General features: G+C 44.6%; 14 protein-coding genes and 1 tRNA gene. 8 read left to right on the plus strand and 7 right to left on the minus strand.

Annotation, left to right across the window (positions count from 1 at the left end; genetic code table 11):
* The 3 genes from QZY95_RS09160 to argB all read left to right on the plus strand — a co-directional run bounded on the left by QZY95_RS09160 (position 1) and on the right by argB (position 4,065).
* On the plus strand, positions 1–1,446 hold the full coding sequence (locus tag QZY95_RS09160; protein WP_290922573.1) for a DegQ family serine endoprotease: 1,446 nt from the start codon (positions 1–3) through the stop codon (positions 1,444–1,446).
* A gap of 321 nt (positions 1,447–1,767) precedes the next feature.
* The gene (gene hslU, locus QZY95_RS09165) at positions 1,768–3,132 is read left to right on the plus strand and encodes an ATP-dependent protease ATPase subunit HslU (RefSeq protein WP_290922609.1); all 1,365 of its coding nucleotides are present in this window, start codon (positions 1,768–1,770) and stop codon (positions 3,130–3,132) included.
* 39 nt (positions 3,133–3,171) lie between these two features.
* A complete protein-coding gene (gene argB, locus QZY95_RS09170; protein WP_290922576.1) occupies positions 3,172–4,065 on the plus strand; it encodes an acetylglutamate kinase in 894 nt (297 codons plus the stop codon).
* Positions 4,066–4,328: 263 nt separating this feature from the next.
* Here the strand turns inward: argB and QZY95_RS09175 are convergent, their stop codons facing one another.
* The 5 genes from QZY95_RS09175 to QZY95_RS09195 form a co-directional block, all read right to left on the minus strand.
* The gene (locus QZY95_RS09175; RefSeq protein WP_290922578.1) at positions 4,329–5,699 is read right to left on the minus strand and encodes a hypothetical protein; all 1,371 of its coding nucleotides are present in this window, start codon (positions 5,697–5,699) and stop codon (positions 4,329–4,331) included.
* Positions 5,700–5,982: 283 nt separating this feature from the next.
* Entirely contained in the window at positions 5,983–6,474 is a 492-nt protein-coding gene (locus QZY95_RS09180; protein ID WP_290922581.1) for a nuclear transport factor 2 family protein, read from the minus strand.
* Between the two features lie 227 nt (positions 6,475–6,701).
* Entirely contained in the window at positions 6,702–7,553 is an 852-nt protein-coding gene (locus tag QZY95_RS09185) for a 2-oxoacid:ferredoxin oxidoreductase subunit beta (protein WP_290922583.1), read from the minus strand.
* Between the two features lie 5 nt (positions 7,554–7,558).
* The gene (locus QZY95_RS09190; protein WP_290922586.1) at positions 7,559–9,247 is read right to left on the minus strand and encodes a 2-oxoacid:acceptor oxidoreductase subunit alpha; all 1,689 of its coding nucleotides are present in this window, start codon (positions 9,245–9,247) and stop codon (positions 7,559–7,561) included.
* Between the two features lie 164 nt (positions 9,248–9,411).
* The gene (locus tag QZY95_RS09195) at positions 9,412–9,768 is read right to left on the minus strand and encodes a helix-turn-helix domain-containing protein (protein WP_290922589.1); all 357 of its coding nucleotides are present in this window, start codon (positions 9,766–9,768) and stop codon (positions 9,412–9,414) included.
* A gap of 435 nt (positions 9,769–10,203) precedes the next feature.
* Between QZY95_RS09195 and QZY95_RS09200 the strand changes: the two genes are divergently transcribed.
* From QZY95_RS09200 to QZY95_RS09210, 3 genes are all read left to right on the plus strand, one after another.
* Positions 10,204–11,358 carry an iron-containing alcohol dehydrogenase gene (locus tag QZY95_RS09200; protein ID WP_290922593.1) on the plus strand — a complete coding sequence of 385 codons (1,155 nt, stop codon included), beginning with the start codon at positions 10,204–10,206 and terminating at the stop codon, positions 11,356–11,358.
* A 200-nt stretch (positions 11,359–11,558) separates the two neighbouring features.
* A complete protein-coding gene (locus QZY95_RS09205) occupies positions 11,559–12,122 on the plus strand; it encodes a DJ-1/PfpI family protein (RefSeq protein WP_290922596.1) in 564 nt (187 codons plus the stop codon).
* Positions 12,123–12,214: 92 nt separating this feature from the next.
* Positions 12,215–12,496: a ribbon-helix-helix domain-containing protein gene (locus QZY95_RS09210; RefSeq protein ID WP_290922599.1), complete on the plus strand. Its 282-nt coding sequence runs from the start codon at positions 12,215–12,217 to the stop codon at positions 12,494–12,496.
* Between the two features lie 54 nt (positions 12,497–12,550).
* On the opposite strand, the gene QZY95_RS09215 is transcribed toward QZY95_RS09210, so the two are convergent.
* Positions 12,551–13,057, minus strand: a complete 507-nt coding sequence (locus QZY95_RS09215) for a ferritin (protein ID WP_290922602.1) — start codon at positions 13,055–13,057, stop codon at positions 12,551–12,553.
* Positions 13,058–13,330: 273 nt separating this feature from the next.
* Here QZY95_RS09215 and QZY95_RS09220 point away from each other — a divergent pair, with 273 nt between their 5' ends.
* Positions 13,331–13,537, plus strand: a complete 207-nt coding sequence (locus QZY95_RS09220) for a dual CXXC motif small (seleno)protein (protein WP_074217944.1) — start codon at positions 13,331–13,333, stop codon at positions 13,535–13,537.
* Here QZY95_RS09220 and QZY95_RS09225 read toward each other — a convergent pair.
* A complete protein-coding gene (locus tag QZY95_RS09225) occupies positions 13,534–14,208 on the minus strand; it encodes a phosphoadenosine phosphosulfate reductase family protein (protein WP_290922606.1) in 675 nt (224 codons plus the stop codon). The two genes, QZY95_RS09220 and QZY95_RS09225, sit on opposite strands and share 4 nt — an antisense overlap.
* Before the next feature lie 508 nt (positions 14,209–14,716).
* On the opposite strand from QZY95_RS09225, the gene QZY95_RS09230 reads away from it, so the two are divergent.
* Positions 14,717–14,793 (plus strand) — tRNA-Arg (locus QZY95_RS09230).
* Positions 14,794–14,795 lie beyond the last annotated feature (2 nt).

Raw genomic sequence — 14,795 nt, forward strand, 5'->3', positions numbered from 1 at the left:
ATGACACTTCGTAACAGGCATATTTTACTACCTATTTTTGTATTAGTTTTTACACTAACGTCTCTCCCTGCCCTGGCGGAATTACCTAATTTTACTGAGTTGGCAAAAACAGCAGGCCCTGCTGTTGTTAACATCAGCACCCAGAAAAAGGTTGCGCCACCACAGCAAAACCAACCGGGAATGGAAAAGTTTTTTAACGAAAATCCACGCACCCCGTTTGACGACTTCTTTAAACAATTTGAACGCTACTTCAGAAACGGACGTCCTAATCCACGGCCTCAGCGTTCCCTCGGTTCCGGCTTCATTCTTTCTTCAGACGGTTTCATTGCTACAAACAACCATGTTGTTGAAGGCGCAGATGAAATCAAAGTAAATATTCTGGATGAAAAAGGTGAATACGAATCTTACGACGCAAAAATCATCGGAACAGACCCGTTAACCGATCTGGCATTATTAAAAATTGATGCAAAACGTGATCTGCCAACCCTTGAACTTGCAGACTTCTCAGAAGTAGAAGTTGGTCAATGGGTTTTAGCAATCGGTAACCCGTTCGGTCTTGACCACACAGTAACCAGCGGGATCGTAAGTGCCCTTGGTCGTAACATCAGCAACAACCCGTACGACAACTTCCTTCAGACAGACGCATCAATTAACCCCGGTAACTCCGGTGGCCCGCTTCTTAACCTGAAAGGCGAAGTAATCGGCATTAACACAGCGATTATTGCTCGCGGCCAAGGCATCGGCTTTGCAATCCCTAGTTCTATCGTAAAAGAAATCATCACCAAGCTTAAGTCCGACAAAAAGATTCGTCGCGGCTGGATCGGTGTCTCCATTACAAACGTAGACCCGAACATGGCGCAGGCTCTTGGACTGAAAGAAGCTAAAGGTGCCTTTATCGCACAGGTCGTACCGGGACAGCCGGCAGCTAAAGCCGGTTTGCTCGAAGGCGACATTATCCTTAAAGTTAACGGTGAAGATGTAGCAGATTCTACAGAGCTTATCCGCGCTGTTTCTGCGCTCACTCCGGGCAGCACCGCCAAATTTACAGTCTACCGCAAAGACAAAACAGTTACGGTAAAAGTAAAACTTGGCGAACGCGGTGCCGATGAACAGGCTCAGTCTCCTCAGGGCGGTTCAAAGGCTCCTGACAGCGACATGAAAGGACTTGGACTCACCATTACCCCGCTTACCGTTGAAACAGCACAGAGCCTTGGTCTTACCGACATCAAAGGGCTTCTTGTAACCAACGTAGCAAACGACAGCGCTGCGTCTCGCGCAGACCTGCGTGCCGGTGATGTCATTCTTGAAGCAAACCTCACACCGGTTAACAGCGTAAAAGAGTTCCGAAACATTATCAAAACGCAAGGCGAAAAACGTGGAGCAGTGCTCCTGAAAATAGTACGCCAGCAACAGGCAATGTTCAGAACAATGACTCTGAAAAAATAACAACCTAACGGAAAAGGGCACCGTACGGTGCCCTTTTTCTGTGGCTGAACTCTGGACTTACTGCCCTTCCGACCTTAAAGGAATATAATACAAATTCCTTTCAGTAACCGAAGGACAGTCTGTCGCATAACAGCGAACAATAGTAACGTGTTTCACATGTTGAAGATATTCTATAAAAAAGAAACGTTCTTTCCCGTAACAACGTTTCTATACACCGCCACTACAGTGAACAGCGGTAACAACAAGTGCATCTAATTTGAGATTGGCAATTAAAACGGGGCTTGATAGTATAGTCCGTTATTGCCTCATATAAATCAGGAGATTGAAAACGTGCTTACACCACGTGAGATTGTATCCGAACTGGATAAATACATTATTGGACAGCATGGTGCCAAACGCATGGTAGCAGTTGCAATGCGTAACCGCTGGCGCCGCCAGCAGATTGAGCCGTCTTTACGAGACGAGATTGCACCTAAAAATATTATCATGATGGGCCCTACCGGCGTTGGTAAAACAGAAATTGCCCGACGCCTTGCGAAGCTTTCCGCTTCTCCTTTTGTAAAAGTAGAGGCTACAAAATTTACTGAAGTCGGGTACGTTGGACGCGATGTAGAGTCCATGGTTCGTGACCTGATGGAATTAAGCGTAGCGCTTGTACGCGACGAAGAAACCACCCGTGTACGTGCTCAGGCAGAGATGAACGCAGAAGAACGCCTTCTTGACCTTCTTCTCCCAGGTTCTGCGCCAAAGCCGATCCACGATCCTGTAACCACTTTCGACAGCCCAACCGCTGAAACAGAAAAAGCTAACTCCACCCGTGAGAAAATGCGTAAAATGTTCCGCGAAGGCAAACTGGACGACAGAGAAGTGGAAATGGAGCTTGAAATCGCTCCTCAGGGCATTGAAGTAATGGCAGTACCCGGCATGGAAGACATGGGCAGCCAGTTCAAAGATCTTTTCAGCAAAGCGTTTCCTTCCAAGAAAAAGAAAAAACGCATGAAAATCGGCGAAGCTCTTCCTCTGTTAATTGAAGAAGAAGCTGCACGCCTTGTTGATGAAGAAAAAGTCACAGAACTGGCAAAAGAACGTGTTGAACAGTCCGGTATTATCTTTATCGACGAAATCGATAAAGTTGCCAGCTCTCAGCATGGCGGCAAATCCGCAGACATCTCACGCGAAGGTGTTCAGCGCGACTTGCTCCCGATTGTTGAAGGCAGCGTTGTTAACACCAAATACGGAATGATCAAAACAGACCACATTCTGTTTATCGGTGCGGGTGCATTCCATCACTCCAAACCGGCAGACCTTATTCCGGAATTACAGGGTCGTTTCCCTCTTCGCGCAGAATTAACTGCACTTGGCAAAGATGAATTCCTGCGCATTCTTAAAGAGCCGCACAACGCTCTTACCATTCAGTACTCTGCCCTGCTGGCAACTGAAGGTGTAACCATCACCTTTGCTGAAGACGGACTGGATGAAATTGCAGCGTTTGCAGAAATGACCAACCAAGAGACTGAAAACATCGGCGCGCGTCGTCTCTACACCATTATGGAAAAAATCCTGAGTGACATTTCCTTTGAAGCTCCGGATCGTTCAGGTGAAGAAATCGTCATTGACCGCGCATTTGTAGAAAAGCACTTAGAAGATGTCCGCGAGGATAGAGACTTAAGTCGCTACATTCTCTAATACTTTGGCGGAGCCTTTTCCGCCCTAGGAACGACGTACATGAAAGACTACGCTAAAGCACAGCTTACATCACGAATTCTTATTGAATCTCTGCCGTATATAAAAAAATTCCACGGTGAAATCGTGGTAATTAAGTACGGCGGGCACGCAATGAAAGACGAAGAACTTGGTCGTGCCTTTGCCCAGAACATCGCTTTGTTAAAATACGTAGGATTACAGCCTGTCATCGTACATGGCGGCGGTCCACAGATTGGCAAAATGCTTGATGCGCTCAACATTACCTGCCAGTTCCGCGAAGGACACCGCGTGACAGACGATGCCACCATGGATGTTGTTGAAATGGTGCTTGTAGGCAAAGTTAACAAAGAGATCGTTAACAAGCTCAATCTGTCAGATTGTAAAGCAGTCGGCCTTTCTGGAAAAGACGGCACTCTGCTTCGCGCGCGCAAGCTCAAAATGGTTGTTGATAACCACAACAAGACCCCTGAAATTATCGATCTCGGTAAAGTAGGCGAAGTTGTGGGAGTCGAATCCGGTTTAATCAAAGGATTACTTTCTGAAGGGTACACCCCTGTAATCGCACCGGTTGGTGTTGATGAGGAAGGAAACACCTACAACATCAATGCTGACTCAGTAGCCGGTGCTGTAGCTGGCGCTTTGCGCGCTAAACGCCTTCTGCTGCTTACAGACGTTGCAGGCATCCTTGATGCAGATAAAAATCTGCTGGAAGAGCTTACCATCAAAGAAACATTAGAGCTCTTTGATGACGGTACTCTTCAAGGTGGTATGATTCCGAAAGTAAAGTGCTGCCTTCAAGCCATCAATGATGGGGTTGGGCGTGCAACAATTCTTGATGGTCGTGTTGAAAACTCCGTACTGCTTGAGCTGTTTACAAACAGCGGCATCGGAACACAGATTCTCGGCAACCAATAGTTCGACCATCTGATACGCAATCGAATAAAAAAAGCGTGGGTGAAATCCCACGCTTTTTTTATTCTCAATAGAAGGCTCAGATAGTCAACCGTATTTAAAACATAAAGCAGCTTGAATGAATTAACCGTCTGTAGGCTAAAAAGCATATGCCTAACTACCTGACGAAAAAGACCTTTAAAATAGTTAGCATACCGAAAATAGTACCAACGTAGTTAGCCCAGAATCTTTGTAAGCCTTCATACTTCCCTTTAAAGAATACAAAACTACTCTGCTTTCGAATCAGCGCTGTCTTGATTGCTATTACTGTTGCTAAGCAGTTCTTTAGATGCCGCAGCATTTTGTTGTCCATTGCTGCCCGCAACAGCCATTTTTGCTGAAATATTGTTTGCGTTATTCAACATTGCATTACGGGCTGCTTCTGCCCGTTTCTTAATTGCATCTTCAATCTTAGCAATTTCAATTTCTAACTCTTTTCTTTCACGCTCTTTCTCTTCAGCTGCGAACTCTGGAGATTTATTATCTTCCCCTATTGAAACAAAATCTGTTTTCTTATCATAAAGCACTCTGGTGTTGTATGCTTTACCAATATAGACAGTATCTTTACCATCTCCTGTGTCAATTTCTCCTCCCAAGGTATCGTTATCAACATTGGACTGTGAACCAACACGATTTATGTGCATCACATCATTACCGTCTCCACCACTAATATTGGTCATTCCTATGGTCTGAGAACTATCTTCTTGCCGATCTACATCAATACGATCATTCCCATCACCAGCTTTAATGTCCAATTCCGCTCCGCCGGAAGTTGCTACATTTAATTCGTCACTACCGCCGTCTCCTCGGACAGAAACTTTTTCACCGGAAGAATTGGCCTTAACAATATCTTCTCCGGCTCCACCTTCAATATTCAAACGTTTACCACTGGTATTGGCATTAATATAATCATGACCATCTCCACCTATAATGCTTGTATTTTTAACATTACTTAGTGAATAAATGATGTCATCCCCTGAACCAGCATCAATAGAGACGCGCCCTTCCCGTCTCAAATTGCCTTCCGCCGCAACGGATACAATAAAATCATCTCCAGCACCGGACTCAACATTACCGGAAAAATCTACAATGATGTCGTCGGCAGCACCACTTATGCCAGAAAATTTACTGAAAACCAGATTTCCGTCTTGGTCTTCATTTATTATAGTGTCTTCATCTACGGTTACAGAAAATTGCTCACCTTTATTGCTTACAACCTCAATAAATACAAACGGTTTGTTTTTATTATTAATACCTTGTGTAAAGGTTAGGCTGTTCCCATGTTTTGTAACCGTCGTTGCGACATCTGAATTGTTTGAGGTATCGATATCTTGGACAAGAAATTCAAGCCCTTTTTTTTCACGCTCCATACTACTTGCTTCAAGTGCTCGTCGTGAGAGCTCTTTACCTTCTGGAGACAGACTTAACTTAAACGCAGGGTCTTTGGTGGCCTTGTCTGGATTACTACTGTTTGTTGCGGATGGCACACGGTTCTGGCGCTTACTTGCAACCCGCCCCTTGGCGTAGTCGATTCCCATCTTTAAATTCAAATCATGAATCGTCATACCAGACATTTTTTGCACTCCTTCATCGGTCATAGTGAATTGCGCAGAACCTTCTATGTGACGTAACTTGTTTATGCTCTGCCTCTAACTATTTAATCGTCAATACTACTGAAAGCTTTACAAATTAAACACACAACTATTCTTATTCTTTATATTTATTTATAAAAAAGACATCATCTTATCCGACCTATTAAGTAGAAAACACCATCAAAACTTACTCAAAACGCTTTCCCTATTTTTTTATTCTATCTCTGCCATAAAAAAACTGCGCCGTTTACACTACGACGCAGCTCCATATTTTAAAAAGTACTCTGCTTTATTCATTCATATTGCATTTACCTTTTTTCTCAACCAATTCACGTGCCTTTGCCAAAATGTCACGGGTACCTTTTTCACTTTCAAACATGAATTCAAGGTGATTTACCTTCCAGCCCTCAGCCGTAAAGCGGCAACCGAATTTATAGCGCCCCCTACCTTCCCATATATGCTCATTCAGAAAATATGTTGCTGTAGCATCAGCTTTTACAAACGCTTCTTGTCCCTTCAGTTCCACTACTATGTTTTCCAACTTGTGCCGTGTTGCATCAAATCCGCATAATGACTCTTTCCAACGGCGAATCACGCCTTCAGGCGTTGCTTCATGAGGTTCACCACCAAGTAATGACGTGTAGTCCACCGTAATGTCGTCATCCAGTAATGTTTTGAGAACACTGAACAACCGTAAATCCGGCAACACCCCCATGCTTTCAACAAGGGTTTCAATAAGAGCAATGTCCGTTTTTTCTCTTCGCTCAATATATGTCAGCATACGCACCCTTCCTTTCTGGTTATGCATCGTAAAAACCGTACTGAAATCCACTTCAGTATAGCTAAAAAGAAACAGGAAAGAATGGATATCTTCCGACGATACCAACGGCATGCCCAGCGTTATGAATCAAAATTCTCTCAACCTGCTAGAATAAAAAAAGAGCTGCTCCCGTAAGGAAACAGCTCTTTTGGATTTAACTACTCACACCTTGCGGGCGGTACAATATACTAAGCATATTTTTTCATCACATGATCCAACGCTTCCGAATTTACCTTACCCGTACCCAACGGATACGTAAGATCTTTCGGTAAGTGTCCGCCATATGCAGGGCGGTTATTCGTGTACAACACGCCAATTGGAATTTGTTCACCAAATTCACTTGCTTTTTTAATCGCAACATCCCAATCAGAAGGATCGTATTCTTCTCCCAGTTCGTAGCATCGTTTTTTGTACCAACCGAATGTATTCACCTTGTTAAAGGAAACACACGGCTGAAAAACATCCACAAGAGAAAATCCGGGATGTGCAATAGCTGCTTTAAGCGTTTCAACTAGATGGGGTACGTTACCGGAAAAACCGCGTGCTACAAAGTTCGCCCGCATAGCAACAGCAACTTCCACAGGGTTAAACGGAGCATTAGTAACACCGGAAGGCTGTGTTTTTGTCACCTGCCCTTCCAGCGTGGTCGGACTAGCCTGTCCTTTGGTCAGCCCGTATACTTGGTTGTCATGCACAAGTGCAACCATATCTACATTACGCCTAATGGCAGCAAGAAAATGGTTACCACCTTCACCGTATGTGCACCCATCTCCACTGGTAGCCAGCACTGTAAGCTCTGGATTCACTATTTTCACAGCCTGCGCAGGTGGCAAAGCCCTGCCGTGCAGCCCATTAAAACCGTTTGCTGTTATGTAATGAGGCAACTTTGCTGCCTGTCCGATACCTGAAATTATAGCCGCTTTATGCGGTGGAATATCCAGTTCTGCAAGGGTCTGTTTTACTGCCTTTAAAATATCAAAGTTACCGCAACCGGGGCACCACGCTTCATTGTAGTGACCATATTCATTAATATCGCGCATTGTGCCTACTCCTCGTACATCTTACGGATAATATACCCTGCGGTTAGCGGACGTCCGTCATACCTGCTGACAATTTTTTCTATAGGAACACACGTCAGCCCTTTTAACAGCCAAGCAAATTGAGCATTGGAGTTTCCTTCAATACACACACGCTCTTTGGCATTTTCAAGATACGGCATGAACTGTTCTTTATCCAACGGCCAGACTTGTGAGAAGCTGAGTACAGCCACATTCTCACCACGCTCTTTCATATTAGCAGCCGCTTCCCGAACCGCGCCTTCGGCAGAGCCCCAACAAATAAGCAACTTGTCAGCATCCTTATCACCAAAGTAGCGAGGTGGAATAACATCTTTACGGATGCAGGCTTCTTTAAGAAGCATCTTCTCGACCATTGCGTTACGCAACTGCTTGTCTTCCGTAATATTACCGCGTTCATTATGTGCATGACTGTCAGCGAGAATTACGGATTTTCCCATACCGGGAATTCGGCGAGGAGAGATACCGTCATTGGTCAAAAGGTAACGTTTATACGACTCAGAATGTGTGTCTGTGTAGTCAGGAGTCGCAACTTCCGGCAGCTCATGCATGTCGTAAGTTTCCACACTCTGTAAGCCGTCAGCAAGAAACTGGTCTGTGAGCAAAATTACTGGTGTCTGATATTTTTCTGCATCATGAATCGCTCTATGACCCATCTCAAAACATTCTTCCACAGTGCTTGGAGCAAAAATGATACGTGGAAATTCACCATGACCACCGAACATGGAAAAGAGGAGATCTCCTTGCTCAGTCCGTGTAGGCAAGCCGGTTGCCGGTCCAGGACGCTGTGCAATCACGACGACTATCGGCTGTTCCATAATTCCGGCAAGACTGACAGCCTCTGTCATAAGCGCAAATCCACCACCGGAAGTAGGAACAAGCGACGCGGCTCCGGCATAGGATGCTCCGAGAGCCATATTCAAAGCGGCAATTTCATCTTCCACCTGTTCAACTACAACGCCCATTTCTTCGGAGTGATTAATAAGGGTTTGTGCTACCGATGACCCCGGAGTCATAGGGTAAAATGAACAGAAACGGACACCCGCCGCCATTGCTCCCATCGCAATACTAGTGTTTCCATTTACCAAAATACGTTCCGGATGAGCGTGCATCTTCGGCAACTGTGCACATTTATCCGCGTATTCCAAACTCCACGCATACGCTTCACGCAACGTTGCAACATTTTCCTCGATAACTTTGTCACCTTTTGCTGCAAAACGCTCCGTCAACAGCTGTTCAGGCAATGAAATATCGAGTCCCAAAAGTGAACAAAGAACACCTAACGCAACTGTGTTCTCATATAAGGGCTTCGGTGCAAGCGTATTAAAAGGAATACTTACACACTGCTTATTCATGGCATTAAGTTTATCGCTTAAAATAACTGTTCCGCCCTCATGCAGCATTTCAAAATGCTGTGCAACGGCGTCCTGATTAAAGGCAAACAGAATGTCGCATTCATCTGCAGAGGCATACTGCGGCATATCACTTATTCGGAGTCTAAACGAGTTATGTCCCCCGCGAATACGGGACATATAATACTGAGTAGCAAAAACTTCATACCCTGCACGAGTTAAAATCTTGCTGAGCAACTCTCCGACTGTTACCAGTCCCTGACCAGCCGCTCCGGCGATAATTATCGTTCTGTCGAATGTGGACACAAAACCTCCAATACAGAAATAAAACTGAGGTTGTAGAATTAGATACTCTACAATAGCAGATAAGCTTCTTTGACAAAAGGTATTATGCACCCTGAAGGTAAGTCTTCACTTCTACATATCACAGGCAGTTACATTGTATATTCTTCTTCCCCTTGCGAGGCAAATTATTTCCCTTCCTGCTCGCGAACCTTCAGGTATTCCACGGCCCAATCATCAAGGCTATTGAATGAAGGAATCAGCTTTCTCCCAATTTCTGTGAGAGAATACTCAACAACTGGGGGTACTTCCGGATACGCCTTCCTGTTGATTATTCCGTTCTTCTCAAGACTTCTAAGCTGTTGCGTCAACATTTTCTGAGTAACTTTCGGCATTAACTTTCTTAGCTGACCAAAACGTTGAGCCCCTTCTGCCAAGTGCCAGATAATTTGCGGCACCCATTTCCCTGAAAGAATCTCAAATGCCACTTCCAGTTCATATGTGTAGCTGCTGCAACTAATTTTATTTGTTCTATCTTCAGGCACAATTCATCCTTTTTTATTCACTACATAATTTTCAATTATTTCAACATGTATCGATTGAAAATTGCGAGTATTTTATTATCTCATCTTCATTTTACCCCCTGTGGGGTTCGAGCTCTCCTGTATAGCACTTTCTACTGGTATTGGACACCCCTGCAGCTTTTTTTACTATGGTTACCTTTTGTATACCAGTACCCAACTCTACACTACTGCACCAAAAAGTGCGTACTTTACACAATTCGCAGAATATTGTTTATACAAAACCGTCCACCTGAACTGGGTAGACACTATGAATCCTCTTTATGCATTGAATAGATATTGAACGTCCTTTCTTCACACAAATGAAATGATGCATCAGTTCGTTATTTGTCATCATCGATTCATGCATAAAGAGGTTTTCACAGTTACTTTTTTACATACTACTTACAGGAGATATACATGGCTCGTTTTACTATCCCAAGAGATGTTTACTTTGGTGAAAACACCATTGAAGAACTTAAAAACATTGCAGGCAATAAAGCTTTTATTGTTATCAGTGGCGGTTCCATCAAACGGAATGGCGGTCTGGATAAAATTGAAGGCTACCTCAAAGAAGCAGGCATCGAGACTCGTCTTTTTGAAGGTGTAGAAGCTGACCCTTCTGACGAAACCGTAATGCGCGGTGTCGCTGAAATGAACGACTTCCAGCCAGATCTCATCATTGGCGTTGGTGGCGGTTCCCCTATTGATGCTGCAAAAGCAATGTGGATCTTCTACGAAAACCCAGAGTTTACGTTTGAAGAAGCTGCAGTGCCATTCAACTTGCCAGAACTTCGTCGTAAAGCACGCTTTATTGCTATTCCGACAACAAGCGGTACCGGTACAGAAGTTACAGCATTCTCCATTATCACCAGCAAAGAAACTGAGCTGAAGTACCCGATTGCTGACTTCAACATTACACCGGATGTAGCAATTGTGGACACTAATCTTGCCCAGACCATGCCTGCACATCTTGTTGCACACACCGGCATGGATGCTCTCACCCATTCTCTGGAAGCATATGTTTCCATTATGGCAAACGAGCTTACTGATGCTCTTGCAATGAAATCAATTGAAATGATTCAGGAACACCTTGTTGAATCTTTCAAAGGAAACGAAGAAGCACGTGCTAAAATGCATCTTTCCCAGTGCCTTGCAGGTATGTCCTTCTCAAACGCTATTCTCGGCATTGTGCACAGCATGGCGCACAAAACAGGCAGAATGTTCAACATCCCTCACGGTTGTGCTAACGCAATCTACCTCCCTGCTGCTATCCGCTTCAACGCTGAAGTAGCTGGCGAAAAATACGCTGACATCGCAAAACGCCTTGGTTTGCAGGGCACAACCACCGCTGAACTTGTAGATGCGTTGGTTGGCTTTGTTGAATTCCTCAATCGTTCCATGGAAATTCCAGCTTCCTTACAGGAATTCGGCGTGCCGGAAAAAGCCTTCCTTGAGAATCTCGACATTATTGCAGAAGGCGCTGTGGGTGACCCTTGCACCAGCACTAACCCTCGAGAAATCTCTGTTGAACAGATGAAAGAGCTCTTCGTAGCAGCGTACTACGGAAAATAGTAGTACAGAAAATAGCGCAGCAAGATATAAAAGCTCTGCAACCACTCGGTTGCAGAGCTTTTTATTTACTCACAGAAAAGATGTGTATTGTTTGGCTGCCCGATGTAGTACGTGGATGCTACCCATAGAGTCTTAAAAGCGGATATACAAAGTATTCGAGATGAACCCATACATACTGCGTATCCCAAAAGGAGAATTCCATGGGTAAAAAAATATTACTGATCTGCGGTGATTTCGTAGAAGACTATGAATTAATGGTGCCGTTTCAGGCATTACAGGCTATGGGATTTGAAGTAGATGCTGTTTGCCCTGACAAAAAATCCGGTGAATTCATTGCAACAGCAATTCACGATTTTGAAGGACATCAGACATACACAGAAAAACCCGGTCACAATTTCATGCTGAATAAAGATTTTTCTGCCGTTGATGTTAATGAATATATCGGATTAGTTGTTCCGGGTGGTCGCGCACCGGAGTACCTTCGTTTAAATGAGGATGTTCTGGCAATGGTTCGTCACTTTGACGAAACCGGAAAGCCTATTGCCGCGATCTGCCACGGCCCGCAACTACTCGTTGCTGCCGATATCCTTAAAGGCCGTAAAGTATCTGCCTATCCGGCTTGTGCGCCTGAAGTTACCGCAGCAGGCGGCGAATTCTGCACTATTGAGTTGGATTCTGCTCTTACAGACGGTCATCTTGTAACTGCTCCTGCATGGCCTGCGCATCCCGCATGGCTGAAGCAGTTTGTAGCTTTGCTTGGCTAGTTTACCCAACAAGAGAACACACTCTTCCATGCAGTAGATAATCATCATAAAAAGCGCTACACTATGTGGAATTCTTAGATGAGGGAAAACATATGTGTCAAATTTATGCGTCTACTCCACCGGAAGAATATATGCAACATACCCGCTCCATACGCCTAAACGGAGCAGTAACGAGCATACGCCTTGAAGTACGTTTCTGGAGTATTCTAGAACGAATTTCTGAACAGGAAAATACGACTCTCGGTCGTTTCCTGTCCACGCTGCATAACGAAGCCACATCAATTCATGGCGAGATAGATAATTTTGCCTCATTGTTACGCGTTGTGTGCACGACCTCGCTCGAGCCCAAACTAGCCAAAAAAGCTACAGCATAAAAAAATCCCCGCATATAACCAAATATGCGGGGATAATTTTTTTGAAGTAGTGGACTAAGCAACAGGCGGAGTAAATACGCGCTGGCCAAGTTCAGAGTCGAGCATAAGCATGCCCTGTCCTTCCCCACCGATCATTTTAAGCTTACCGAGAACATCGTTAACAGAATCTTCTTCTTCAACCTGTTCAGAAACAAACCACTGAAGGAAGATATTTGTTGCGTGATCGCGCTCATCAATTGCGAGGTTTACAAGATCGTTGATGCGGGAAGTAACGAGCTGTTCATGTTTCAACGTTTCTTCAAACACTTCAAGAGTATTTGCCCAATCGTTTTCAGGAGCTTCGATTGGCTGAAGAATTACACGACCGCCGCGCTCGTTAATGTAATCATAAAATTTAGTAGCGTGGAAAAGTTCTTCCTGAGCCTGTGAACGCATCCACTGAGCAAAACCGCCCATGCCTTTATCTGCAAAGTAAGCAGACATGGAGAGGTACAGGTAGCTGGAGAACATTTCCCATTTTACCTGATCATTCAAAGCTTGATTCATTTTTTCAGACAACATCAGAATTCTCCTTATAGTAACTGGTAGTGCACAATATCATGTTTTGATGAACCAGTCTTGTTGTGCAACGTGGGTCTGTCATCAAATATACGGACAATTTTTGTGGCATGATGCGTTGTAAAAAGCAATAACTGAAGCTGATTGTCAGTAGTTTTTAAAAAAGTGGCGCATAAGCCAATTGCAGTGACAACCATTATGCGGTATCAGCGTAGCTCTCAAACAATCATCGAAATCAGACCAAGGCGTACCTAGGGGTCTGACAAGGAGTTATATATGTGGGGTTCCAGCTGGAAGCGAAGCGCAGAGACAACCATTCCGTGCAAAAAATGCAAAAAACCGCTTACCGTTAAACGCAGTTGCCAGCACGTGTACATGGAATGCACACATTGCGGCGATAAGAGCGATATCGCTGCGTACCTACGTGAAATGGATGACGCGCTGGAAGCCTTTATGGAAGGCGTTTACTGCGACAGGATCTAAAAATACCCCAGACTTCGCAACATATCCATTTTTGCTTCTTTATCACTGTCACGTCCGGCACGCTCGCCTGCCTGCTCATCAAACCCGCACGGTTTGGTACACGGCATACACCCTAAAGAACGATAGCCGCTATCGTACAGCGGGCAATACGGCAGGTTATACTGCATTGTATACGCCCAGATATCCATCTCACTAAAGTCCAGAACAGGATGCATCATGAGGCAGTCGGGCCGCTCTCTTTGCTCACGCATAGGTCGGTCCCTGTCCGGATGCTCATCCTTACGGATTCCTGTCAGCAGAACTTCTATGTCCTGCTGTCTTACACCGCGACTCAGCGGCTCCACCTTTAAATCAGCGCAGCAGGTCACTTTATTCTCAGCAATCGGGTATTGGGACATGTCCACTTCAGGACGCATGATGGTAAGATCTATTCCCCAGTCCTGCGCCAACGTATCACGCTGATGCAATACTTCCGGAAATTTACAGCCGGTATCGATGTTTAACGCAGTAACACGTTCCACACCCATTTCTGCAAGAATGTCCTTCCAAAGATGAAGGGTAACGGTAGAATCCTTACCGCCTGTCCACGCTACAGAAATATTATCAGCACCGTATTCGGCAGCAATTTGCCTAAGCTCATTTCGAGCTACTTCGATTTTTCTCTCGAGCATAATATTCTCTAGTTCAAATCTCATGATAATTGAATGTCGCGATACACTGTACCACAAGTTGTCATACAATCAAGATGAGATATCAGATTGAAAGCAAACCGGTCTTATAATTTGAACGGTTTTATTAAATACATCATGCAAGTTGCGTAAAAAACCGCGGAAAAATTATTGCACAATGCAGCTTGCTGCAGTGTGAAACCATGTGCACACGCCAAGCAACGAGCCTGTAACGTGTATGCCTGCCAACTGGCTGTAGCGGGATACACATCAAGCGCATTGTTCCCCTACTCACTTCTTACGTTCTAGGCAATAGACAAAAAAGGTAAAATCCGATTCGTACACACAAAAACGAGATAGGCACAGTCGTGTTCAGTAAACACATCATTATATACGTTGTCGGGAATCACACATTATTCGGGGAACATTCAAGTTTTTTTCATTTTCGCCTTGACTGCCTGAACAATGCTGCATATAACCCTCCTCACGTTGTTAGCAACGCACCCAATGCGGGGATGTAGCTCAGTTGGATAGAGTACCTGGCTACGAACCAGTTGGTCGGGAGTTCGAATCTTCCCATCCCCGCCATT

The organism is Halodesulfovibrio sp. (assembly GCF_015482765.1).
GTDB lineage: Bacteria > Desulfobacterota > Desulfovibrionia > Desulfovibrionales > Desulfovibrionaceae > Halodesulfovibrio.